Origin of the sequence: Rhizobium sp. BK379 (assembly GCF_014193955.1) — a bacterium.
Classification (GTDB): Bacteria; Pseudomonadota; Alphaproteobacteria; order Rhizobiales; family Rhizobiaceae; genus Rhizobium.
This window is the reverse complement of the sequence record NZ_JACIAD010000001.1, coordinates 929,871-951,967: the sequence shown is the minus strand read 5'-3', so window position 1 is coordinate 951,967 and position 22,097 is coordinate 929,871. Positions and strand designations below refer to the sequence as shown.

Sequence of the window (22,097 nt, the reverse complement as noted above, 5' to 3'; positions counted from 1 at the left end):
CATGCGCAACCGCACCGAGGATATTTTACGGAAAGACAAGATCATGACCAAAGTTGTTATCGTCACTGGCGCTTCGCAGGGCATTGGCGCTGAAATCGTCAAGGCATTCCGGAAACTCGACTACCGCATTGTTGCAACTTCGCGAACGATCGAGCCGTCGGAAGATCCAAACATCGTGACTGTCGCCGGAGATATCGGTGATCCCGCAACCGCCCAGCGCGTCATTTCAGAGGCTGTCGCACGATTTGGCCGAGTCGACACGCTGGTGAACAACGCCGGGATCTTCATCGGCAAGCCGTTCACCGAAAACAGCATCGAAGACTACAATGCCGTCATGAATGTGAACATGGCTGGCTTCTTCCACATCACCAAGCTGGCCATCGCCGAAATGGAGAAGCATTCGAGCGGCCATGTGTTGAATATCACCGGCAGCATCGACAACGGTATCAGCGGCGGTCACATGGCGCTGGCGGCGCTTACCAAGGGTGGCCTGAATGCTGTCACGCGTGTGCTGGCGATCGAGTATGCCAAGAAGGGTATCCGTGTGAACGCCGTCGCGCCGGGTGTTACCAAGACACCGATGCATCCTGAAGAACATCACGAAATGCTGGGCACTTTCCACCCCCTGGGCCGCATGGGTGAAGCAGGCGAGGTCGCAAGCGCCGTCGTGTTCCTGGATTCGGCCGAGTTCGTCACCGGTGAAATCCTGCATGTCGACGGTGGCCAGAGCGCCGGTCGCTGAACGAGGCCAAACGGGGCCGTTCCGGCCGCTGAAATCACGTCCATCTGGAGATGACCACTGAGGGCCGACAGCGGCCCAACCATGTCGTTCGAAAGGCGAACCGCCGATTGGGCGTTTGACAAAGTGCCCAGGGTACCGCGCTATACGCATTACTTCCCGCCAGATCGAAAAAGAACGATCCAACTTTCACGGCTTTTGCTTATGACTGCGACGCAGGAAAATACATGCATGGACAAACGATGACGCTGCCTCACATCCCCGCCGCCGTGATCTTCGACATGGACGGGCTGATCTTCGATACGGAAGCTCTCTATCAACAAGCGTTTCTCGCGGCGTCAGGCGCGGAGGGGCTCAACCTGCCGATAACGCTGATCCAGGGCACGATAGGGGTACCCTGGGCCAGCAACAGACTTCTGATCCTGGAGCAGATGGGACCGGATTTCCCGGTTGATCAATATGGGGAAGCGGTGATGGCCCATTTCACGGCGCTGGCGGCGAGCGAACTCCAGCTGAAGCCCGGCGTCCTCGAACTCCTTGATGTCCTCGATCAGCTCGAACTGCCGCGAGGCATCGCAACGTCGTCGTCCCACTCTACCGTCCGGAGCCATCTTTCGGCTCATGGTCTGGAAGGCCGTTTCGATGCGGTCATTGCATACGGAGACTATGCGGCAAGCAAACCCATGCCCGATCCGTTCCTGACTGCCGCGAAGAGACTGGGCGTCAATCCCGCCCTGTGCCTCGCGCTGGAAGATTCCCACAATGGCGTTCGCTCTGCCTCCGCGGCCGGAATGATGACCTTCATGGTCCCCGACCTTCTTCACCCAACGCCGGAAATCCAATCCCTCTGCACCGGTATTGTCAGCGACCTCAACGCCGTCTGCGAGCTGATCCTCGCGGCCTCGGCTGATGGTACTTTGGCGTGAAGGGATTGCGTCGGCTTTGGGCGACAGGCCCGGGCGCATATGTCGTGGGGCTGATCAGCGAGCGCGCGTGGCCGCGCCCAGCGTCGCAAGATCGATTGCCTCCGGGACGGAATCTGTGTTCTCAAGTGAGCGTCGACTGCCCTTCGGGCCAATTCGGCCGTCCAACCTTGTCGAGACCATTGTCTATTGTGTCTTGATCGCTGAATGGATTGCTTCGACGGCCTCGGAAAGCTTGTTTGCGTCGTCGTCCGGCTGGCTGTTGGTCTGTACGGTGATCAGAATGCCATCCTTCTCGTACCACACATACAGAGTGCGATAGCCCAGGGTCATTCCCTGATAGAACCAGGCCGGGCCGCCCGGTATCATGCCCTGCACGAGGCCGAGGGCAAAGCCCTGAGGATGCTCCTCGCTGACCTGCGTGATCGGTTCACCTGTCTTGGTCGAAACCATCGACATCCATTCGGCCTGTTGCTTGGGCGGCACCACACGGCCTTCGAACACGGCGCGCATCCAGCGGGTAACATCGCGCGCGTTGGAGATCGCGCCGCCCGCGGCCTGAGCCCAGGAGGTGCTGTCTTCGCGCACGTCGCGACCGATCATCGGCTTGTTCCAACTTTCCTTGCAGTCGGACGGCTGGTATTCGGCGCAAGCGGTGTTTTCGAAATAGCCGTGCGCCAGCCGGGCGATCACGTCCGGTGGGTAGGCCCCCGGAGAGTAGAAGGTGGAGTGGAGGCCGTGCTGCTCGATCACGAGTTCACGGACAAGCTCCTGATAGGGCTTGCCCGTCGCCTTGGCTGCGATCAGGCCGGCGAGAATGTAGTTGGTGTTGGAGTAGTGATACCCTTCGGTCACCGGCAGGTTGTTGCTGCCGTCGGGATATGCCGCGGCGATCAGTTCTTCCGCTGTCAAGTCGCGTTTCGGCTGCTCTACCCAGCTACGCGAGATGAATTCGGTCTCGGAATAATTCGGGATACCACTGGTCATATCGAGAAGGCGGCGGATGCTGACGCCGCCCCAGGCGGGATATTGCGGCAACCACTTTCCGACCGTGTCATCGATGGAGAGGAGCCCTTGGGCTTCGAGTTTCAGGATCACCGCGGCAGCGAAAGACTTCGACGTGCTACCCATGGCGAAGAGGGTATTCTGGTCTACCGGCGGATCGTCATCGGCTCTTCCGGTCTTGCCTGCAAAGGCTTCGATGTTCGGACCCGATGCGCCAAGGCTGACATAGGCGGCGATGCCGGTGACACCCTCGAGCGGTGAGCGTTCCGCGAGCCAGGCGTCCAGCGCTTTCTGTACGCGCTGAGTTTGCGTGGGCGTTTCGCCGGCAAACGCCGTGCCCGTGGCAAAAAGGACGATTGCTGCGGCGAGTCCTCGACATCTAGCCAGTTCCATGATCGCGCCGCCCCTCCGGGAAGTTAGCCATTCTTGAAATGAACGTGACAGATCGGGAATAAAATACTGGCCCAGCTGGCAAAACGCCATGGGCCGGGATGCTGGTGACAAATAGACACGACAACTGGGGGGCGGTCAATCGGGAGGAATTCTCGACCTCCCGCAGGCAATGACAAATTGAATGTGGCGACGGAGGCCTTGGGTCAAGGCGACCATCTATGTCCGCTTGGGGCCGATAGCTGCCATCCATATTCGAGCAACCTTACGCCGATTGCAGACTTGACGTTGGTGCCGAAGGGATGCCCTAACGCTCTTATTAGAGATGGCGGCAGCGGGTAGTCTTATGGTTTGGATTGCACTCAGTAGCGGATTGCTCATCGCTTATCTTCTCGGTTCGATCCCAACGGGATACCTCATGGGAAGGATGCTTCGCGGCATTGACATAAGGGAATACGGGTCGAAATCCACCGGCGCGACAAACGTATTGCGCACCTTGGGTAAAGGGCCAGCTTTCTGTGTGCTTGTCGTAGATGTCCTGAAGGGCGCAGCCGCAATACTCTTCGCCGCCCGCTACTGTTCCTGGCTGATCGCGCAGCCATCGTTCACATCATCGCCGGACATTGCCCCCCAGTATTTAGTGCCTTGGTATACCTGTGTTGCTGGCCTAGCGGTGCTGTTTGGCCATGGCCGTTCAATATGGTTGGGGTTCAGGGGCGGAAAGTCTGCGGCAACTGGTCTTGGCGTGTTATTGGCGATCTCTGTTCCTGTGGGGCTTGGCGCAGCGGCCGTATGGATTCTGACGCTCGCGGCCTTCCGTCTCGTTTCATTCAGTTCGATTCTTGCCGCACTAACCGCCATCGTGCTCGTCTTCGGCCTGGAGCACCCGACTCCTTATCGACTGCTCGTAGTTGTTGGCGGGCTTTACGTCGTTGTTCGGCATCAGGCCAACATTCAAAGGCTCGTTGCAGGTACAGAGCCACGGTTGGGACAGGGGAAGTGAATGGGAGGTTGTCCGACCCTACGGCTTGTCCGCTTCGGGCCGACAGCCGACTTTGGGCTTGGCCGCCTTGCGCCAATTGCGGTCATATGGCCACCGCAATAAAATAGTTTGCGGTAGCGTCCGGTAAGGACAGAAAATTGCCGGGACAATTCAAGAGAACCAGCGCTAGTCCCTGGCGGCCCACATGGAAAACGTCTCTCGCTGGTCTCCCGCTCTGACCGCTTCCAGGTAGCGCGGCTTCCAGACGTCACCGATGAACGCCTCCATCGTCGTGGGCAATTTCGGGCGATCCTCGTGCTCCCCATGGAACCTTACGATGCCGTTGTTCAACGCGTCGGCGCTCAGGGTGTCGTCCTGCCATTTCTCCGGCGTCCCGAACCGCGCCAGAAATTCGGCCTCCACGTCCTTGCGGGTCGTCTCGATGTATCGGTACTCCACCGGCCTGCCGATTTCCCTGCCAATGATCGCGGCCAGTTCGTTCATCGAGACATCTTCCGAGCCGACTTCGAGATAGACGCGGTGTCTGCCCCTCGGATTGGTCAGTTCCTTCGCTGCCAGCGATGCGATGTCATCGGTCGCCACCCAGGGCATCTTCAACTCGGGTTTGCAGAACCAGGCAATGCGACCGTATCTGGCAACCGGGCCCGTCCACGCCGATACGTCATCCATGAACCAGGCGGCGCGCAGGTGGACCAGATCGATATTGCCGAGTTCGTTGAGCTTTTCGTCCAGATCGTGGAAGCACTCGAAATGACCCGTTTTCCCCTTCACGTCCGAACCCATGGCCGTCAGGCTGACGGCCAGTTTGACGGAGGATCTTTCGAGCGCATCGACAAAACGCCGGGCAACGGCGGGGTAGTGTCCCGCGATGTTGTTCCAATCGGTCTTGACCATCAGGAACGCGGCATCCGCACCCTGGAAAAACCGGTCGAGCTCTCCCGCTCCGGTGTCGAAGCTTCCGAGGAATGGCTCTGCTCCGAGCTCGACCAGTGCGTCAAGCGCCGGGCCGCCTCTCGACAGTGCTCTGACCTGATGCCCTGATCTCAGCAGGGTCCGGGTCAGTTTGGCGCCGACTCGTCCCGTGGCGCCGACGACGGAAATTCGCATGACAGTCTCCTTTCGGTTGTTGGTCACCGAGGTGTAGACTATTGCTGTCCGTACGAATTTGGAGATAATGCCAAATGATCTCGAAATCGGGCCAATCCGCAAAACTGCCTTCCTGCTACGACGAGTTTGATCCCGACTGGTCGGATCGCCCGGCCATCGCCGTCCGCCTCGACTTCAGCGACTATGAGGCTGAAGTGCCCCAGCACCAGCACAGGGAAGGGCAGCTCATCCTGGCCCTGCACGGGGCCGTCACATGCAGGACGGAGAATGGCATCTGGATTGTCCCGCCAGACTGCGGAATCTGGATACCCGGCGGCGTGCCCCACAGCAACCAGGTCACGTCCAACGCACGCCTGTCCTATCTGTTCGTTCAGCCCGAAGCGGCCAGTCTGCCGCGGGAGTGCTGCACTCTGTCCGTGTCGCCGATGCTGCGCGAGATGATCCTCCGGCTGGCGGATGTACCGGTCAATTCGGCTCCGGACGATCATGTCGGCCGCATGGTGCGGGTCTTGCTGGATGAACTCGCGCAAATGCCGATACAGGGGCTGGACTTGCCCGCGTCCAGCCATCCCAAGATCGCCGCGATCACTGCTGCGCTGATGGCTGACCCGAGCGACCGTCGCACCCTGGTCGATTGGGCGGCACACGTTGCCATGAGCGAGCGATCCCTGAAGCGGCTGATGGTCCAGGAAACGGGACTGACCTTCGGCCGATGGCGGCGGCAACTGCACCTCGTCATCGCGTTGCGCGAACTGGCCAGCGGCGCGACGGTCCAGAGGGTGTCGAGCGACCTGGGATATGAATCCGTTACCGCCTTTATCGTGATGTTCAAGAAGGCATTGGGCACAACGCCGACGCGCTACTTCGCGAGCTGATTTGCGTCAGCGCATTCCGGCACATGCCGCACATTCCCCGGATCGACCTCGGACGGCAGCAAAGGGCCGGAGGCGGTCTTGACCACCTTGCGCCAATTGCGGTCATTGCGCGATATACGAGACGTCGCCTAGTCTCCGTTTGATTTCATGTGGATGATGCAAAGGGAGTTGCGGCGATGAGTATTTTCGTGGTGCTGATCGGGTTCCCAGGTGTCGGTAAACTGACAATCGCCAAAGAACTCGGTTTGCTTATCTCCGCAAAGGTTGTCGATAATCACTGGTTCAACAATCCGATATTGCGTCTTGTGGATGAGGACGGGACCGCTCCGCTTCCAGAAGGAATATGGGAATATACCGGAAAGGTCCGGCAGACCGTCTTGGACGCAATCGCTAAATACAGCTCTCCCACCGCAAATTTCATCTTCACCCATGCGGGTGTCGAAGGAGACGAAAGGAGCGCCCAGACCTACCGCCAGTTTGTTGATGCAGCCAGAAAGTGCGATGCGCTTTTTGTCCCAGTTAGACTGCTTTGTGCCGAAGACGAATTAGCACGTCGCGTTTCATCCCCTGAGCGCCGGGAGCATTTGAAATCAATCAATGTTGAGGCTTCAAGGGGCCGAAGCCAGAAGGCCGTGGTTCTTAACATCCCAAACCAGCACGCGCTCACCTTGGATGTGACTTTTGCCTCGCCTTTAGAAAGTGCCGCAGCAATTCGGGATCACGTGGACAGCCTTAGCGCTGCTGGGTCTGTCTGATCCCACTAGGTGTCATTTAGGTCCGCATTGGGCCGACAGCCGACATTCAGGGTTGGCCGCCTTGCGCCTGTTGCGGTCATCCGCATTGGGGCATCAGAGCCTGCTGACCGCTTCCACGACTTCGCGCAGCGCAATCGGTTTTTGCAGGCGCTTGATATTGGCGAGGTCATCAGGGATCAAGTCCGGGTCGTATCCCGTGAGAAAGACGAACGGTATGCCGCGCTCCAGCAATCGATGCGCGATTTCGAACTTCGGGCCCCCACCGCCGAGATTCAGGTCGAGAACGACCGAGGTCGGGGTCTCATGTTCGAGCAGATGTGCTGCGTCCTCCGCTGTGGGAGAGGGTCCAAGAACGATCGCGCCGGCTCCGCGCAGAGCAGCGGCAGTGTCCGACGCAACATAATAGTCGTCTTCCACGACGAGGATCGTCTTGCCGCTCAGGTCAGGTGCTCCGGTCATATCGACAGTTCCTCCATATAGCCGCGTCGGTACGGGCGCATCGGTTTCCAGAATGCTCTCAGCTTCGCGAAGCGGAAACTCGATATGACATACAGCAGGCGAACGACTTCCTTGATCAGCACGCGTCCTTGCGGAATGCCTCAGCTACCCCGATCTCGATCCATCCTGATCTGTCGCAGCATGCTGTGGCCCGACACGATGAGTTCAAACAGAAAGGCTGCCAACGAAGACATCAGGGAAACGATCGCGCCACCAAAGAACCACACGAGATTTTCTGGCCGGAGCCGGATTGCCAGCGCGCCCGAAAGAAGGTTGAGGATTGCGCAACAGGTACAAATGCCGGCGACCACGCCAAGTATGACCGCGGCCTCGAGGATCAAAGTCCGGCTTCGCAGATAGACGAGCTGATGCAACCGGTTCTCTCGGGGGAGGTGAGTGTCCGTTGCCTCGTTCAGCCTGTCCGACACGCGCCCTAGACGGGTGACGTAGATTCCGACAAACGCCGCTGTACCAGCGAGCAGGAATACCGGGGCAAGGGAGGTTTGGATTACCTGAGCGTAGTCGACTATGATCGGCGGGGTGTCCATATGGATTCCGTATCAATTCGATGCTGCAACAGGAAATCCATACGATGGGTGCTTCCACGAAGGCAAATCGAAAAAGCGAACTCTGAAAGGCTCACGTGAGGTCGGCATTGGGCCGGCAGCCGAGATTCAGGGTTGGCCGCCTTGCGCCTGTTGCGGTCATCCGTATTGGGGCATCAGAGCCTGCTGACGGCCTCCACGACTTCGCGCAGCGCAATCGGTTTTTGCAGGCGCTTGATATTGGCGAGGTCATCGGGGATCACGTCCGGATCGTATCCCGTGAGAAAGACGAACGGTATGCCGCGCTCCAGCAATCGATGCGCGATTTCGAACTTCGGGCCCCCGCCGCCGAGATTCAGGTCGAGAACGACCGAGGTCGGGGTCTCATGTTCGAGCAGATGTGCTGCGTCCTCCGCTGTGGGAGAGGGTCCAAGAACGATCGCGCCCGCGCCGCGCAGAGCAGCGGCAGTGTCCGACGCAACGTAATAGTCGTCTTCCACGACGAGGATCGTCTTGCCGCTCAGATCAGGTGCTCCGGTCATATCGACAGTTCCTCCGTATAGCCGCGTCGGTACGGGCGCATCGGTTTCCAGAATGCTCTCAGCTTCGCGAAGCGGAAACTCGATATGACATCTGGCTCCCTCGGGCTCGATCGTTGTCTTTCCAGTGCCCCGCAGTTCGTAGGGAATCCTGGCCTCGATGAGCTCCGAGCCGAAGCCGCGGCGGGTCGGCGGGGCACGCGATGGCGCGCCTTCTTCGACCCAGTCGATTGCGATCCAGGTTTTTTCCCGCTTTTCGAAAAGGGTCCAGGTGACAGTCACCTTTCCCCTGCTGACCGAGAGCGCGCCGTATTTCAGGGCGTTGGTCGATAGTTCATGGAAGGCGAGGGTTAGAACTTCCACGGCCTTGGGGGATAGCATGATGTCGGGGCCTGTCAGTTCATACTGATTTTCGGAGTGCGCTTGTGCCCCGATTTCGCTTTCGAGGATGTCACGCATCCATCCGCCCGCATTGGCCTGGCGCGTGAGGAGGGTCTGGACCCGGGCCAGGGCCAGAAGACGTCCAGCAAGGGATGTCTTGTAGTCTTCCACATCCGCAGCCCCATCCGCAGACCTGACGGCTATGGAGCGGATCACCGCCATGATGTTGCGCACCCTATGCTGCAGTTCATGCAGCAGGACGCCCTGGTGCTCGACGGCCATCTTTGTTTCGGTGACATCTTCCGCGATGCCGCCAACGCGCTGCACATTGCCGTTCTCGTCAAAGAGGGGGAAATCCGTGTCCCTGATCCAGCGGAATGAACCGTCGTCTCGCCGAATGCGGAACTCGTGAATCGCAGGGTCACCATGACAGGCCTGCTCTATGTGATGGCCTGCGGTCTCCCGATCCTCGGGCAGGACCATCGCGGCCCAGTATTTGATGTCGCCGAGGAGCGCGTCCGGTTCGGTGCCATAGATCGTCGCGATGGAGGGGCTGACGAATTCCATTCTCAACGTTTCTGCGTCTCTGATCCAGAGGCCGGATGAGGACGCATTGGCAAACTGCTGAAACCTGTTTTCGCTTTCACGCAGGGCGATCTCGGCGCGTTTGCGTTCGGTGATGTCATAGAAGACGCTGACCAGGCGCCGGCTTCCAGAGCCGCCGACGCGTGCGGTAGAGCTGTGAACCCATCGTCCGGTGGGCTGGTGCCACTTTTCAATCTGCTCGGCTACTCCGGTCTCAACCACCCTGCCGAACATTTCAATCCAGTATGGCTCCGTTCCAGGCATGAATTCACTGGCCAACCTGCCTGCAACATCCTTCAATCCGCTCTGCTGTTCGTATCCGGCATTGGCCTCTACGATCCTCCAATCGACAGGCCTGCCGAAGTCGTCGTAGATCATGTCGAAGACGCAGCAGGCTTCGATCATGGTTTCAAACGCCGCACGAAACTTCGCCTCGCTCTGCCGCAAGACGTCGATCTCGGCCCTGGCGTCCGAGAGGAGGCGCTCCAGTTCTCGTGCATCAGCCACAGCCAAGCTCCTCGCGCAGGACATCGCTCACGAAGTCGATAGGCCACAACTTATCACACAACTCGATGGTAGATCGGCTATTTCGAAGCCGACGTCCGGTCTGGGCGAAAGCAGGTTTCAGCCGCTTGTCCGCCGCGGATAATTCCACGGCATCAGCACGTCGATCTGGCTCTGTGGCCGCTGACGATAGCGGTGAGTGTAGCGGACAGGTAGGCGAACGGATCGCCAGCGTCGAGCTTGGAGGTTTCGATGGGCGAGGCGACGGTCGCCCGGTTCTCCGCTGCTGCCTCGTGCGCGGCGAAGAGAGCATTCTTCCGATAGAGTGCTATCGGTCTTGTCAGTCTCCCGACACTGTCGACGCGATCATGGCATGCTCAAGTCCAGGCCAAGCATCCCGCCAAGGACGAAGGCGACGAGCCCCGTGCCCAGTAGCGCCAGCGCAAACATTGCGACCATCGTGCCGCCCGTGCGCAGTAACGCTCGCCTCTCGCCCTTTTCTCCTCGGTCGTAATGCCACTTGATGGCGAAGAACATGGCAATTCCCAATGCGAGAAGCTTGAAGATAACGAGGACTACGGGGATCCAATCCATCTTGGAGACTTTCATGTACATCAGCTACGCGCCTTATGATCTCTTCTTGGGCAAACGGATACTTCCGATGATGCAAGGCAGCTATGTAATGGCAGGGGGCAGTTTCGCGGCGGGTGTCGTTGGCGTTCGGGAATCCTTCTTCAAGGCGCGCATCCTACTCGCGGATACAGGGCTGAATGCCTCTGATGTGCCGGTGCGGATGATGCCGCGCATGACCGTCTCGACGGAAACCAAGGTCGGGAACCGGACGGTGATGTCCTATTTCCTCTACCCAGTCTTGCGCGGGCTGGTTGAGGCGATCCGCGAACCAAACTGAGAGGTCCGCCGGCGACGTGCGGGCGAGAGGTCTGCGACGCACCCAGGGGATGGGGGCGGCGCTGGTTTTAGGCGGTCGCCGGCGCCGCCCCAAGCTGGCTCATTCCTGTGCCTGTCACAGGAATCCATCCATCGCGCGTCTGCGCGGTGATGACTCACTCTTAGCAAGAAACCCTTCTTGCCCGCGATTTGGGCAGGCGGAATCCCTTTGATGATCCCCGGAACAAGCCCAAGCACATGGACGAGGCGTGGAGGTGGGGCGTCGGTGCCCAAATTGAAGTCGCTGGCAGCCACGGTCGCTTTCGGGCGCAAGCGGCTTTCGTGGTAGGGTTCGCTGAAGGACAGTTTTGCGCCTTCTTTTCGAACATTTCAGACGATCGGAACTGAGTTAGATCGAAAGTTGCGGAGCCCTGCCGGTTCTAGACAGGAAGAGAATCATTCAAGCGAGAAAGAGCTCCAGATCTTCCTTCTCAATCCCCGAGAAGGCGAAATCAGCAACCAAATCTGTTAAATTGACATGGAACTGATCTCCAGACCCATTGTTGGTAAATTGAAATAGCGACTTGCAGCTGCTATGTGTCGGTGTGACAACTTGAGGCATGTTTTCTGGAATTCTGTTGGTAGGTCATGAGCGGAAGGTCGCGGGTCGATACGACTAGTGCAGAAGATAAATCAATTGGTTTCGACTATCAGTATTATTACTTTCTCAACGAGCTACTAAATCTGAGGAGCGGCCAAGTCGTGGGCTTGGAAGTTCTCGATGATGTTCATGTCGAGCGCCCCGACGGCACCAATCTACTTGTCCAGCTGAAACACACCGTTCAGACGAGCACGCAAGGAATGCCTATCAATCTTACGACCTTGGATAGTGACCTTTGGAAATCGATTTCGAACTGGTGCAAATTGATCATCGATCCGGCTGATGGAAGGGCGTCGGTGAATTCTCAGCTGGCCTTTCTTAAGACGACCAGCTTCCTGCTCGCGTCCAACAAGTCGGAGAATGACAAAAACGCCCTCTTGATATCTATCGAAGCCTTCAAGTCTGCCACCAAGAGTCATGCGGAGCTTGTCGCTGATATCACGTCACTTAAAGCGAAAACCAAAGACCTGGTCATTCGGGGTTACATTAATGATGTGCTCTCACTCGACAGCGCCGTGTCGGAGAGGTTTTTTCAGCAGCTGTCGTTCGCCTTGGGTAAGGACGAGATCATCAATCTGTGCAAAGCGTCCATCGCTGAAAAGCAGATACACCAGTCACGAATTGACGACGTTTTCAGCGCCGTCGACTCAGAGGTGCGGCAAAACTCCTTCGCCACCGTCAAGGCGGGCAACAAGATCACGATCAGCTTTGACGAGTTCAACCAGAAATACCGACGGCATTTCGATAAGGCCCGGAGCGGCTCCCTGCTTTTTAGGGAGTTTCCGTCGGTTCTGCCGGACAATCTGTCCGATCAGATGTTCATCAGGCAACTAGTGGATATCGATGATGTCGCGGCGGATAACATCGAGTTTCACACCAAGTTCACCACCAGACGTCTGCACTTTCGCGATAATTTGGAGCGGCTCAACCAAGACGGAGATATCACTCAATCTGATATCGACGATTTGGAGGAGGAAGCTAGCATTATGTGGGAAGGCAAGTTCCTCCAAACTTATTCGGGCCAACAGGCCGCCGTCGACGAGAGGGCATCTGCCCGTGCGATTCTCGGGGACTTGCGGCTGAGAAAGCTCACGCTGGCTTCGCAGGAGCTTCCGTTATCCATGAGCAATGGCGGATTCTACGATCTTTCTGATCGTCCGGTGATCGGCTGGTTGAGTAACTGGAAAGATCGCTACAAGTGAAGTTTAGCTCATATTACAATAACCTTGGTATCAATGCGTTCGCTATATCTTCTGTGTTGAAAGAGGCTGGATTTCTAACGCTTCCCAAAATCGCTTTGATCTTGCCCGTTGTTGCACATCGCGAGACGGTGAAAAAGCTTGCTGACCGCAGATTTCGTTTCGTCAGCTTTGAGCAGTATCTAATCGATAACATTGAATATTTCTACAATTTCAATGAGCGATACTCGGCGTCGTTGACGCCTATGGTGAATGCTCTTCAGCTTTTGTGTGAAATTGGTGTCGTTCAACTGAAAGATAACGGGGCGGTCGCCGCGTCTGCCTTACCCTTCGATGCGTCCATGGGCAAACGCGCCGAGCGCGTCCAGCGTGCGTCAGCCAACATAGCTGCGTTGGTCTCGGGCAATGCTGATGTTTTCTACCTCAATGCGAGGATCGAACTGTGAAATTCCATATCGAAAGCCTGCAACTCTGGCTGAAGACCGAACAGAGACGGTCCGTTACGTTCTTGCCGAACAAGGTCAACGTGATTACCGGCGAAAGTCACACTGGTAAGACGGCGATCTTGGACATTGTCGACTACTGCATGTTCGCGAGTAACCATCGGATTTCTGAGAGCATTATCAATGAAAATGTCGCCTGGTACGGGCTGCGCATACATGTAAACGATAAAATCTACCTGCTTGCGAGACGCGCGCCGATCGGGACGGCACCGTCGCCCGATTATTACTTCTCTTCAACGGGAGAGGTGCCAAACTCGGCGCCAATCCCAAATATCAGCGAGAGCGTCTTGAAGAAGCTATTGAGCGCTGATTTCGGCATCGACCAAGACGTAAAAATACCCTTTGGTGGGCGAACTCTGCAGGCCAATTCGAGAGTGTCCCTCCGGTATTTCCTGCTCTTCAACACCATCTCGCAAGACATCATCACGCATAGCGACCAGTTCTTCGACAAGCAGAATCAGGCCCGCTACCAAGAGGCGTTACCCCGCATATTCGATATCGCTGTGGGCATCGACACAGTCGAGAACATCCTGAAGCGGGAGAAGCGCGGAGAGTTGGAGCGAAACCTTGCCCGCCAGCAAAAGCTGTCGGCGAGAACGGAGGAGAAGCGCGAGCAGTTTAACGCTCAGCTGGCCGAAACCGTCGCACGGGCAAAAGGATACGGGCTCGTTGCCGAGAACACCGACGCTGATACTTCAGTCACCGCGTTGAGGCAAATGGTGGCAGAGCGGGAAAGTGGTCCCGACCTGCACGTGTCTGCGAAATATGAAGAAATTTCCTCACAGATATACCGCGTTTCTCGGAAGATCAGGGGGCTCCGCAGGTTCTCGTCGGAATATGTGAACCACAAGGCGACCCTTAAGGAAACAGCAGACAGCCTCCAGCCTGTTGAATATCTGATGAGGAATTTTGAGGAGACGGTTCGGACATCCGTGTTCGACGACATTCTCAAAAACCTTTCCCAAGGCCTACAGGAGATCAAGGACGCCACTGCTCGAAAGACGCCGCTAGACAGCAACATTTCCGAAATCATCAAAGATCTGGAATCTCAGCGCGAGAAGCTCGAAAAGGACCTTCAAGCCTTGCCTGCCGAAATGGAAAGTTTCGAAAACGACAAAGATAAGTACATCTTCATCGGCGAGACTAAGGCCAAGCTTGAGCTGTATAGCGATCCACAGTCAGACAAGGCTCCAGACAACAGCGAGTTGATCGCAAACTTGGAAGCTCAAATCGAAGACCTTACGGTATCACCTGTCGAGGACCGAAAAGAGCTTTTCACCAGAGCGTTGGATGAGGCGATCCAGGAATACATCACACTGACGAAGGCGGCGCTCGGCAACTATGGCGATTATCGTTCCGCCTTTAACTATTCGGAAAAGAAGCTCCATCTGCGCAAGCCCAAGACCGCTTCGACCGAAAACGTCGGCAGCAGTTCCAATCACATGTTCCTTCACCTCTTCCTTTTCCTGGGCCTGCATGAATTGATAATGCGGAACGACGGCATTCACGTGGCTCCGTTCCTGATAATCGATCAGTTCTCCAGACCATACTGGGGCGAGGATGATCAGGAGGACGAGGGGGGTGGGAAGGATGTCGACGAGAGCGACGTCGCGAAGGTGAAGTTGGCACTGGGGCTTTTGGACCAGTTCATCACCACGGCAAATGAAATGGGTAAAGAGTTCCAGATGATTGTTTTTGAGCATATCAATCCGCGATATTGGGATGGGCTCAAAAACGTGCACCTAGTTGAAATTTTCCGAGATGGAAACGCCCTAATCCCGGTTTCCAGACTGGGCTAGGCGTTTCGGGCGCGACCGTCTGCCGATGTCCGCAATTGATCTGAAACCGCCATATCAGCAATGTGTTTGATGGTCGTTTTTGATTAGACTAGCGCTGCCGTTTCGACAGCAACGAGCTCGGGAGCGGTAACATCGGCTATTAGACACCTTTCGAGAGAACCGGACTAACCACATCCGACCTATGGATGTCATCTATCACGGGCATGCCGTTGTCCGCCCTAGCCACCCCTCCCGTCACATCTCCGGCAGGCCGGCCTTCCTAAAGCCGTCGACAAAGTGGTCCCTCACAGATGCATCGCGCAGCGGCTGGGAGTTGAGCCAATGGGCGATGGTGAAATGAGGGTGGGCGATCAGGAACAATTCTGCTTCTCGCAGCGCCTCGTCCTGGTGGCCCAATTGCGCAAGCGTGGCAGCCAGGAATTTGCGTGAGTTGGTACGATAGGTGTCTTCCCTGCGCAGTGTCGCGGCCGCCGCCTCATAGTCACGCGCGGCGTATTGCGCCTGGCCAAGATGACAAAGATACCAGCAGGCCGGACGGGGATTGAGCCGCAGGGCTTTTTCGATCTGCGCCAGTCCGTCGGCAATCCTGCCGTCCAGCACGGAAATGTCCGACATGGCGGCCCAGGTGTCGGCGTGGTTGGGGTCCAGCTCCAGGGCCTTGGCGAAGGCGGCCTCCGATTCCTGCCAGCGCCGCTCATAAGCCAGGATGGTCCCCAGGACGTAACGGCAGCCGGCATCGTTGGGGTCGAGGTCGACCGCCTTCTGCGCCGATGTCGTCGCCATCTCCCGGTTGGGATCTTCGGGCTCGCCGAAATGCGTCCAGGCCAGCCAGCGGTTATAGGCGAGCAGGCCGAGCGCCTCGGCATAGGATGGCTCCAGCTTGAGCGCGCGCTGGAGCAGCATATGGGCCTCACGCTCGGTTTGCGGCGACTCTTCCGTCAGGAGGCGGGCGCGCACACACAGGTCGTAGGCCTCGAAATTCTTCGGCCGGTTGCGCTGCGGCGGGATGGTCAGCCGGCCGACGAGGGCTTCGACGATCTTGGCGTTGACTTCATCCTGCAGCTCGAAAACATCTTCCACGGTCCTGTCGAACCTCTCGGCCCACAAGTGCCCACCGGCAAGCGTGTCGACCAGCTGGGCGTTGATGCGGACACGGCCCATTGCGCGTCTGGCGCTCCCCTCCAGGACGTAGCGGACGCCGAGTTCCTGGGCGACCAGCTTCACGTTGACCGGCTTGCCCTTGTAGCCGTAGACGGAATTGCGCGCGATGACGAACAGGCCGGCCGTGCGGGAAAGGTCGGTGATCAGGTCTTCGGTCAAGCCGTCGACGAAAGGCGCGTCCGTTTCATCCCCACTCATGTTGGTGAACGGCAATACGGCGATCGAGGGATTTTCCGGCAGCGGCAATATGCTCTGCAGCGCATCCGGCCAATGCCACACGTGGACCGGGCGAGTGAGGTTCTTCAGGTAGCGTTCGCCTGCATCGAAGAACCGGTCGTCGATCTTGCCGAGGATCTCGCCGTGAACGCTGGATGAAATGCAGATGCCTCCCGGCGCGGCCAGTCTCTCGAGGCGCGCCGCGACATTGACCCCGTCGCCGAGGACGTCTGAACCCTCGTCGATGACATCTCCCAGATTGACGCCTATGCGCAAGAGCAGGCGCCGGTCTCCGGAAGCCTCGACGGCAGCGTTGGCCAGCTGCATTTCCAGCGCTGCTGCGACCGCTTCCACCGCGCTGCCGAATTCGATCAGGAAGCCGTCGCCCATGACCTTGAAGATGCGGCCCTTGTGGCGCATCACCGCCGGTTCGATCGTGCCGGAACGGAGTTCCCTGAGGTTCTCCAGCGTTGCGACTTCATCTGCCTCCATCAGGCGTGAATATCCCACCACATCGGCAACGACGATGGCGGCAAGGCGACGCTGAAGAGATTGATCCGTCATGTGAGGACAAGCCTAACGACCGAATTAGCAAGTTATTGTTCAACCGTCGGTGAGTCAACAAGGGGCAGGGGGCAAGTCCAGGCGCTCTCCACCTCCATCGAGCCGTGGTCCTTGTGACCGACGGCGTCGAGATTGCGAATGAGGATCAGCAATGCCACCAGTCGGTGGTCTTGCCCGGCGGGTGCCTTACGGTCGAAGCGGGCCTCAGCCCGTCACGGCTCCCTCGTTCGCCGGTCGGACCAGGGCCGCGAACTTGGCGAGGACGCCGCGCCTGTAGCGCGGTGGAGGCTGGACCCAGAGGCTTCTGCGTCGCGCAATCTCTTCATCGGGGACGTCGAGCTGCAGAAGCTGGCGATGGGCGTCGATGGTGATCTGGTCGCCCTCGTGGACAAGTGCGATCGTTCCGCCCTCGAAGGCTTCGGGTGTGACATGCCCGACCACCATGCCCCATGTGCCGCCGGAAAAGCGTCCATCGGTGATGAGGCCGACGCTTTCGCCAAGGCCACGTCCGACGATGGCCGATGTCGGGGCAAGCATTTCCGGCATTCCCGGACCGCCCTTCGGCCCGAGGTAACGCAGGACCATGATATCGCCGGCCCTGATCCTGTCCGACAAAATAGCGTCCATAGCGGATTGCTCGTCGTCGAAGACGCGCGCCGGGCCTGTCATGACCGGGCTCTTGAGGCCACTGATCTTTGCCACCGCGCCGCCTTCCGCCAGATTGCCAGTGAGGATTGCGAGATGTCCCTCGCGATAGAGTGGCGCTGCGAGCGACCGGATCACCTCCTGGTCGGCAGACGGCTCGTCGGGCACGGCCGAGAGTTCGTCTGCTATCGTCCTGCCGGTGATCGTCAGACAGTCGCCGTGCAGGAGGCCGGCATTCAGCAGCAGCTTCAGAACCTGGGGAATGCCGCCGGCAGAGTGGAGATCGACAGCCATGTAGCGGCCGGATGGCTTGAGATCGCAGATGACAGGCACCTTGCGGCGTATCCGCTCGAAATCCTCCAGCGTCCATTCCACCTCGGCCGCATGGGCAATGGCGAGATAGTGCAGCACCGCATTCGTCGAACCTCCGGTGGCCATGATCAGCGCCACGGCATTTTCAATCGACTTGCGCGTGACGATGTCGCGCGGCCGGATGCCGGCCCTTACGGCGTCCACCAGGACGCGCGCGGACTCGACCGTGCTGTCGATCTTCTCCTGATCGGGATTGGCCATGTTGGAGGAGTAGAGCAGCGACATGCCGAGCGCCTCGAAGGACGAACTCATGGTGTTTGCGGTGTACATGCCGCCGCAGGATCCCGTTGTCGGGCAGGCATTGCGCTCGATACCCTCGAAATCCTCGGCGCTCATCCTCCCGGCGATGTAAGCGCCGACGGCCTCGAAAGCGGAGACGATGGAAAGGCTCTGGTCCTTCCAGCGACCGGGCTTGATGGTGCCGCCATAGACATAGATGGACGGAACGTTGGCGCGGAGAATGCCGATCATGCCGCCCGGCATGTTCTTGTCGCATCCGCCGATCACGAGAACGCCGTCCATCCACTGGCCCTGCACCGAGGTCTCCACGCAATCGGCGATGACCTCGCGCGAGACGAGGGAATATTTCATGCCCTCCGTTCCCATGGCCATGCCGTCCGATATGGTCGGCGTGCCGAAGGTCTGCGGATTGGCTCCGGCCGCCTTGATGGCGGCGACTGCCGCATCGGCAAGCGGCTGGAGTCCGGCATTGCATGGCGTGATCGTCGAGTGCCCGTTGGCGATGCCGATCATCGGCTTGTCGAAATCGGCTTTCGCATAACCCAGCGCATAGTACATCGCGCGATTGGGGGAACGGGCAATGCCTTGGGTAATATGCCGTGAACGGTCGTTGTCAGCCATGAGCGCCTCCCGCTAGCCAGCCGCGACTATAGCGTGTCGGAAGGCAAATACGCTGAGAAATATGCACTTGCCGCCGGCGAAGTCGCCGACGGCCAGCGCACTATTCTTGCTCCTGGCCGTTCAGCTCACCCGAGTTCCTGGGCAAGCCCGATGAGGATGCCTTCGGGGCCGCGGATGTAGCAGAGCCGGTAGGTGTCCTGATACCGGACGACTTCGCCGACGAGTGCGGCGCCGCGCGCACGCAGCCTTTCGAGCGTCTCGTCAATATCGTCGACGGCGAACATGACGCGGAGGTAGCCGAGCACGTTGACCGGGGCATTCCGGTGGTCGGCGACGACCTGCGGTCTCAGGAAGCGGGAGAGTTCGAGCCGGCTGTGGCCATCAGGCGTTCGCATCATGGCGATCTCGACATGCTGATCGCCGAGGCCCGTGACCCGTCCGGCCCATTCTCCCTCGATCATGGCCCGGCCTTCGAGTTCGAGGCCGAGTTCGCGAAAGAAATCGATCGCTTCTGCGAGGTCTTCGACGACGATTCCCACATTGTCCATTCGCTTGAGCGCCATATTCCCGATCTCCAGGCTGCTGTTTCACTCTGCAAGGCATCGCCTCGTGCACCAAAGGACGCTCGAGGCGGCGCAATACCGACAACCATCCCGCCGATTTTTGCTTTCCGCATGATCGCGATATGGTCCGTTGCAATTGGCACGCACAGGACTAACTTTCGGGGAACCACGCCCTTCGTGGCGAAGATATCAAAGGGAAGCAAAGGCATGTGCCGGAACATCAAGCCCCTGTTCAATTTCGATCCGCCGGCGACGGACGCGGAAATCCACGATGCGGCGCTCCAGTTCGTGCGCAAGCTCAGCGGAACCAACAAGCCATCGAAACGCAACGAGGCCGCGTTCGAAAACGCGGTCATGGCGATTGCCAATTGTGCCCGTGAATTGCTCGATTCGATGGAGACGTCGCAACCGCCCCGCGACCGCGAGGAAGTCGCCGCCAAGGCGAAAGCACGATCGGCGGCCCGCTTCGCCTGAAAGCACACTTGCCGATCCTAGTCACTCGCCGTGATAGCGGCTGATAAAGCTCCAGACTTCGGCCGCCGTCTCGAGATCGTTGCTGCATCCCCCGAAACGCGGTCCGTCCGGCGGATCGTCCATGCCGGAGCCGGTATCGGGCCTGGCGAGGCGGGGCCAGCAGTGGCCGCCGTTTTCGATGCGATACAGTTGAACGCCCGTATCGGCCTGGCATCCGGTCCATTGCACGAGACTGGCGCGGGTGAGGTCATGCGGATTGAGATGCGGCAGCGGCGTTGACGTCTCCCCGGTGCAGCCGTCGATCCGGCGCCAGTATTCGGTCGTCTCGGGCACGGAAAGCAGCCGTCCGAAGGAGCGGATATAGCCGTCGTAGCGCTGCACGTCGTCGCTCGTACCGTTGACCATCATGACCGGCATGGGGTGGCCGGGCTTGCAATCTTCGACCTGCGCTTCGTTGATCGCGCTGGCGACGGGCGCGATCGCCGATATCCTGTCGGGAAGCGCGCAGGCGAGCGTATAGGTCATCAGCGCGCCGAAGGAGAAGCCCGTGGCATAGACCCTTGAGCCATCGGCGATCTTCCGGCTGACGAGATCGTCGATCATGGTGCGGAAGAAGCCGATGTCGTCTACCGGCTCGCCGTTGATGGCAGGTTTTCTGGATTTGATGTTCCAGGCGCCATCGATCGCTTCCGGATAGAGGGTGATGAAATTCTCGCGATCGGCGACGGCATCGAATCCGCTGTTTTTCTGGAAGTTGGCGGCCTTGTCGTCGGACCCGTACATGACGATGACGAGCGGGGCAGGGTGCCCGGCGGCGCCCGCGGGGATATGCAGGATCGCGGTGCGGTCGACGCCCTGCCATCTGTAGGTCAGGAGGTCATCGGCATGAGCGCCCCTCGCGCCGAGGAGAAATGCCGGGCCGAGGATCAGGCCGAAGAGAAAAAGGAAGCCGGCAAATGGCAGGCGTGGCAATGCGCAGAACATCAAACGTCCTCGCTTTCTGACGAAAACACAGCGACGAAACATATGCCATTGCGCAGCACCGGCAATGAACCGACGAAGCGACGCAATGGCGCAGGTTGCCGTCTTCATCGGCTGGGTTTCAGTCGAGGTCCGCGTGAACGGTTGCGCTCACATCCAGAAACTGCTTTTCTTGCCTGTGCAACTTTCGGGGGATTCTTTGCCGAACAAAATTCAATTGATTGCGGCACTCATCACAGTGGTCGCGACGCCATCTTTGGCCCAGGCTGATAGCGGTACATGGAACAGTGAAACCTTCGAATACTACGCTTCTATCATCCGTAAGCAGCCGGCGACCCATTCACGAATTATCCAAGCATGTACTGAGAATGGGTTGGTAGCGATGGCCGGTCCAGCAAGGACGGAGGTGGAGCGGGATAGCGGAATGCCTCCTGAGAAGGCGACTGCAGAGGTGTGCCGTCGTTTGGTCAAGGGAATTGCGTTCGGTGCCGTGAAATACGAAACCTATCGAGCGTGGGTGGATGCGCCTGATGACAAGAGGGTAGTCTTTCCCGATTACGAATAGTGTTTCCCTGAGGGCTGATAGAAATGGCGGGATCGGCAGCAGGTGTGGTTGGGCGGCATAACCGCTCGGCGTCATGAGCCGTTATTGCGATCCGCTATGGTTTTCCTACAGTGCTTTAGGCTTGTCTTGATATCGGGTCGTTTCGATGACTGTTCTGCAGGGAGCACGGGTAAGGCTAAGGCCTGCTTCATCCGATGATGCGGATGCTCGGTTCGCGCTGGGTACGGATCCCGACATCGTCAGGATGTTCGGCGTCAGCTTGGCGGACGCGAAGCCAATGACGAAAGACGCTGCTAAGCGATGGGCTCAAGGCCAAGCAGAAAATCCTCACGCGTGGGTTATCGAGGTGGAAGGATGCTTGGTTGGCGAAATAAAGCTTCACAGTATCAACGCTGAGGACAAGCGGGCGGCCATGGCGATTGCCATTTATGACCGTAGCCGTCTTGGAATGGGAATAGGAACCGAGGCGATCGACCTGCTGTTGAGACATGCCTTCTTCGAGCTGAAACTTCATCGTATCGGCATACGAGTGCTCGCGTACAACGAACGTGCAATCCGGGCCTACGCGAAATGCGGCTTCATCGTAGAGGGACAAGAGCGGGAAACAGCTTTTGTAGATGGCAAGTGGCACGATGACCTTATGATGGGCCTGCTATCCACCGAATATCAGATGCGCGGTTAGCGGTGTCCGGCCGAATGAATCTTCACCGTCGCAGCCAGTGAAATTCTGCCTGTTTTCACCCGGCCCTGACTCGCGCCACTTGTGACTTGGTCGGGGAGGGGCTTGCCACCATTG

Annotated in this window: 21 protein-coding genes and 2 pseudogenes; 12 read left to right on the top strand and 11 right to left on the bottom strand. The window is 58.4% G+C overall.

Going from position 1 to position 22,097, the window contains the following annotated elements; genetic code table 11:
• Window positions 1–43: 43 nt before the first annotated feature.
• The gene (locus FHT93_RS04940) at window positions 44–742 is read left to right on the top strand and encodes an SDR family oxidoreductase (RefSeq protein WP_183846427.1); all 699 of its coding nucleotides are present in this window, start codon (window positions 44–46) and stop codon (window positions 740–742) included.
• Between the two features lie 224 nt (window positions 743–966).
• Entirely contained in the window at window positions 967–1,665 is a 699-nt protein-coding gene (locus tag FHT93_RS04935) for an HAD family phosphatase (RefSeq protein ID WP_113211773.1), read from the top strand.
• Between the two features lie 183 nt (window positions 1,666–1,848).
• On the opposite strand, the gene FHT93_RS04930 is transcribed toward FHT93_RS04935, so the two are convergent.
• Window positions 1,849–3,150 (bottom strand): serine hydrolase domain-containing protein, encoded by a 1,302-nt coding sequence (locus tag FHT93_RS04930; protein WP_183846425.1) that lies wholly within the window; start codon window positions 3,148–3,150, stop codon window positions 1,849–1,851.
• Between the two features lie 253 nt (window positions 3,151–3,403).
• Between FHT93_RS04930 and plsY the strand changes: the two genes are divergently transcribed.
• Complete coding sequence (gene plsY, locus FHT93_RS04925) at window positions 3,404–4,060, top strand: glycerol-3-phosphate 1-O-acyltransferase PlsY (protein WP_183846423.1); 657 nt, start codon at window positions 3,404–3,406, stop codon at window positions 4,058–4,060.
• 165 nt (window positions 4,061–4,225) lie between these two features.
• On the opposite strand, the gene FHT93_RS04920 is transcribed toward plsY, so the two are convergent.
• Complete coding sequence (locus FHT93_RS04920; RefSeq protein WP_183846421.1) at window positions 4,226–5,167, bottom strand: NmrA family NAD(P)-binding protein; 942 nt, start codon at window positions 5,165–5,167, stop codon at window positions 4,226–4,228.
• 74 nt (window positions 5,168–5,241) lie between these two features.
• Between FHT93_RS04920 and FHT93_RS04915 the strand changes: the two genes are divergently transcribed.
• Both FHT93_RS04915 and FHT93_RS04910 read left to right on the top strand, forming a co-directional pair.
• Window positions 5,242–6,042, top strand: coding sequence for a helix-turn-helix transcriptional regulator (locus FHT93_RS04915; protein ID WP_183846419.1), 801 nt, complete (start codon window positions 5,242–5,244; stop codon window positions 6,040–6,042).
• A 176-nt stretch (window positions 6,043–6,218) separates the two neighbouring features.
• Complete coding sequence (locus tag FHT93_RS04910; RefSeq protein ID WP_183846418.1) at window positions 6,219–6,797, top strand: AAA family ATPase; 579 nt, start codon at window positions 6,219–6,221, stop codon at window positions 6,795–6,797.
• A gap of 93 nt (window positions 6,798–6,890) precedes the next feature.
• Here FHT93_RS04910 and FHT93_RS04905 read toward each other — a convergent pair whose 3' ends face one another.
• The 5 genes and pseudogenes from FHT93_RS04905 to FHT93_RS04890 form a co-directional block, all read right to left on the bottom strand.
• A complete protein-coding gene (locus FHT93_RS04905; RefSeq protein WP_183846416.1) occupies window positions 6,891–7,256 on the bottom strand; it encodes a hypothetical protein in 366 nt (121 codons plus the stop codon).
• A gap of 140 nt (window positions 7,257–7,396) precedes the next feature.
• Window positions 7,397–7,843, bottom strand: coding sequence for a DUF2721 domain-containing protein (locus FHT93_RS04900; protein ID WP_113116331.1), 447 nt, complete (start codon window positions 7,841–7,843; stop codon window positions 7,397–7,399).
• A gap of 173 nt (window positions 7,844–8,016) precedes the next feature.
• A complete protein-coding gene (locus tag FHT93_RS04895; RefSeq protein WP_183846414.1) occupies window positions 8,017–9,852 on the bottom strand; it encodes a PAS domain S-box protein in 1,836 nt (611 codons plus the stop codon).
• Window positions 9,853–9,969: 117 nt separating this feature from the next.
• Window positions 9,970–10,205: pseudogene (locus FHT93_RS35485) on the bottom strand (transposase domain-containing protein); the annotation flags it as partial.
• A gap of 10 nt (window positions 10,206–10,215) precedes the next feature.
• The gene (locus tag FHT93_RS04890; RefSeq protein ID WP_246781543.1) at window positions 10,216–10,464 is read right to left on the bottom strand and encodes a hypothetical protein; all 249 of its coding nucleotides are present in this window, start codon (window positions 10,462–10,464) and stop codon (window positions 10,216–10,218) included.
• A gap of 115 nt (window positions 10,465–10,579) precedes the next feature.
• Here FHT93_RS04890 and FHT93_RS04885 point away from each other — a divergent pair.
• The 4 genes and pseudogenes from FHT93_RS04885 to FHT93_RS04870 form a co-directional block, all read left to right on the top strand.
• Window positions 10,580–10,759: pseudogene (locus tag FHT93_RS04885) on the top strand (HlyD family type I secretion periplasmic adaptor subunit); the annotation flags it as partial.
• Between the two features lie 740 nt (window positions 10,760–11,499).
• Complete coding sequence (locus tag FHT93_RS04880; protein WP_348649759.1) at window positions 11,500–12,600, top strand: hypothetical protein; 1,101 nt, start codon at window positions 11,500–11,502, stop codon at window positions 12,598–12,600.
• The gene (locus FHT93_RS04875) at window positions 12,597–13,043 is read left to right on the top strand and encodes a three component ABC system middle component (RefSeq protein ID WP_183846410.1); all 447 of its coding nucleotides are present in this window, start codon (window positions 12,597–12,599) and stop codon (window positions 13,041–13,043) included. The genes FHT93_RS04880 and FHT93_RS04875 overlap by 4 nt, the downstream gene beginning before the upstream one ends.
• The gene (locus FHT93_RS04870) at window positions 13,040–14,899 is read left to right on the top strand and encodes a DUF3732 domain-containing protein (protein ID WP_183846408.1); all 1,860 of its coding nucleotides are present in this window, start codon (window positions 13,040–13,042) and stop codon (window positions 14,897–14,899) included. The genes FHT93_RS04875 and FHT93_RS04870 overlap by 4 nt, the downstream gene beginning before the upstream one ends.
• Window positions 14,900–15,133: 234 nt before the next feature.
• Here the strand turns inward: FHT93_RS04870 and FHT93_RS04865 are convergent, their stop codons facing one another.
• From FHT93_RS04865 to FHT93_RS04855, 3 genes are all read right to left on the bottom strand, one after another.
• Complete coding sequence (locus tag FHT93_RS04865; RefSeq protein WP_183846406.1) at window positions 15,134–16,840, bottom strand: adenylate/guanylate cyclase domain-containing protein; 1,707 nt, start codon at window positions 16,838–16,840, stop codon at window positions 15,134–15,136.
• Between the two features lie 204 nt (window positions 16,841–17,044).
• A complete protein-coding gene (gene ilvD, locus FHT93_RS04860) occupies window positions 17,045–18,718 on the bottom strand; it encodes a dihydroxy-acid dehydratase (RefSeq protein ID WP_183846404.1) in 1,674 nt (557 codons plus the stop codon).
• Between the two features lie 125 nt (window positions 18,719–18,843).
• Entirely contained in the window at window positions 18,844–19,281 is a 438-nt protein-coding gene (locus tag FHT93_RS04855; RefSeq protein WP_183846402.1) for a VOC family protein, read from the bottom strand.
• A 207-nt stretch (window positions 19,282–19,488) separates the two neighbouring features.
• On the opposite strand from FHT93_RS04855, the gene FHT93_RS04850 reads away from it, so the two are divergent.
• A complete protein-coding gene (locus FHT93_RS04850; RefSeq protein ID WP_112547968.1) occupies window positions 19,489–19,755 on the top strand; it encodes a DUF2277 domain-containing protein in 267 nt (88 codons plus the stop codon).
• 21 nt (window positions 19,756–19,776) lie between these two features.
• Here the strand turns inward: FHT93_RS04850 and FHT93_RS04845 are convergent, their stop codons facing one another.
• Window positions 19,777–20,739, bottom strand: a complete 963-nt coding sequence (locus FHT93_RS04845; protein ID WP_183846400.1) for a PHB depolymerase family esterase — start codon at window positions 20,737–20,739, stop codon at window positions 19,777–19,779.
• An 85-nt stretch (window positions 20,740–20,824) separates the two neighbouring features.
• Between FHT93_RS04845 and FHT93_RS04840 the strand changes: the two genes are divergently transcribed.
• Together FHT93_RS04840 and FHT93_RS04835 are read left to right on the top strand one after the other, a co-directional pair.
• Complete coding sequence (locus tag FHT93_RS04840) at window positions 20,825–21,301, top strand: hypothetical protein (RefSeq protein WP_183846398.1); 477 nt, start codon at window positions 20,825–20,827, stop codon at window positions 21,299–21,301.
• A 145-nt stretch (window positions 21,302–21,446) separates the two neighbouring features.
• Complete coding sequence (locus tag FHT93_RS04835) at window positions 21,447–21,983, top strand: GNAT family protein (RefSeq protein WP_113207351.1); 537 nt, start codon at window positions 21,447–21,449, stop codon at window positions 21,981–21,983.
• The last annotated feature ends 114 nt before the right edge of the window (window positions 21,984–22,097 follow it).

What these genes read in the sequence shown, in the direction of transcription:
- FHT93_RS04835 (WP_113207351.1), top strand. Translation starts at nt 21,447, where the DNA reads ATGACTGTTCTGCAGGGAGCACGGGTAAGGCTAAGGCCTGCTTCATCC.
- FHT93_RS04840 (WP_183846398.1), top strand. Translation starts at nt 20,825, where the DNA reads ATGGCGCAGGTTGCCGTCTTCATCGGCTGGGTTTCAGTCGAGGTCCGC.
- FHT93_RS04910 (WP_183846418.1), top strand. Translation starts at nt 6,219, where the DNA reads ATGAGTATTTTCGTGGTGCTGATCGGGTTCCCAGGTGTCGGTAAACTG.
- FHT93_RS04905 (WP_183846416.1), bottom strand. Translation starts at nt 7,256, where the DNA reads ATGACCGGAGCACCTGACCTGAGCGGCAAGACGATCCTCGTCGTGGAA.
- FHT93_RS04940 (WP_183846427.1), top strand. Translation starts at nt 44, where the DNA reads ATGACCAAAGTTGTTATCGTCACTGGCGCTTCGCAGGGCATTGGCGCT.
- FHT93_RS04920 (WP_183846421.1), bottom strand. Translation starts at nt 5,167, where the DNA reads ATGCGAATTTCCGTCGTCGGCGCCACGGGACGAGTCGGCGCCAAACTG.
- FHT93_RS04930 (WP_183846425.1), bottom strand. Translation starts at nt 3,150, where the DNA reads ATGGCGTTTTGCCAGCTGGGCCAGTATTTTATTCCCGATCTGTCACGT.
- FHT93_RS04865 (WP_183846406.1), bottom strand. Translation starts at nt 16,840, where the DNA reads ATGACGGATCAATCTCTTCAGCGTCGCCTTGCCGCCATCGTCGTTGCC.
- FHT93_RS04855 (WP_183846402.1), bottom strand. Translation starts at nt 19,281, where the DNA reads ATGGCGCTCAAGCGAATGGACAATGTGGGAATCGTCGTCGAAGACCTC.
- FHT93_RS04935 (WP_113211773.1), top strand. Translation starts at nt 967, where the DNA reads ATGCATGGACAAACGATGACGCTGCCTCACATCCCCGCCGCCGTGATC.
- FHT93_RS04915 (WP_183846419.1), top strand. Translation starts at nt 5,242, where the DNA reads ATGATCTCGAAATCGGGCCAATCCGCAAAACTGCCTTCCTGCTACGAC.
- FHT93_RS04845 (WP_183846400.1), bottom strand. Translation starts at nt 20,739, where the DNA reads ATGTTCTGCGCATTGCCACGCCTGCCATTTGCCGGCTTCCTTTTTCTC.
- ilvD (WP_183846404.1), bottom strand. Translation starts at nt 18,718, where the DNA reads ATGGCTGACAACGACCGTTCACGGCATATTACCCAAGGCATTGCCCGT.
- FHT93_RS04890 (WP_246781543.1), bottom strand. Translation starts at nt 10,464, where the DNA reads ATGTACATGAAAGTCTCCAAGATGGATTGGATCCCCGTAGTCCTCGTT.
- FHT93_RS04850 (WP_112547968.1), top strand. Translation starts at nt 19,489, where the DNA reads ATGTGCCGGAACATCAAGCCCCTGTTCAATTTCGATCCGCCGGCGACG.
- plsY (WP_183846423.1), top strand. Translation starts at nt 3,404, where the DNA reads ATGGTTTGGATTGCACTCAGTAGCGGATTGCTCATCGCTTATCTTCTC.
- FHT93_RS04900 (WP_113116331.1), bottom strand. Translation starts at nt 7,843, where the DNA reads ATGGACACCCCGCCGATCATAGTCGACTACGCTCAGGTAATCCAAACC.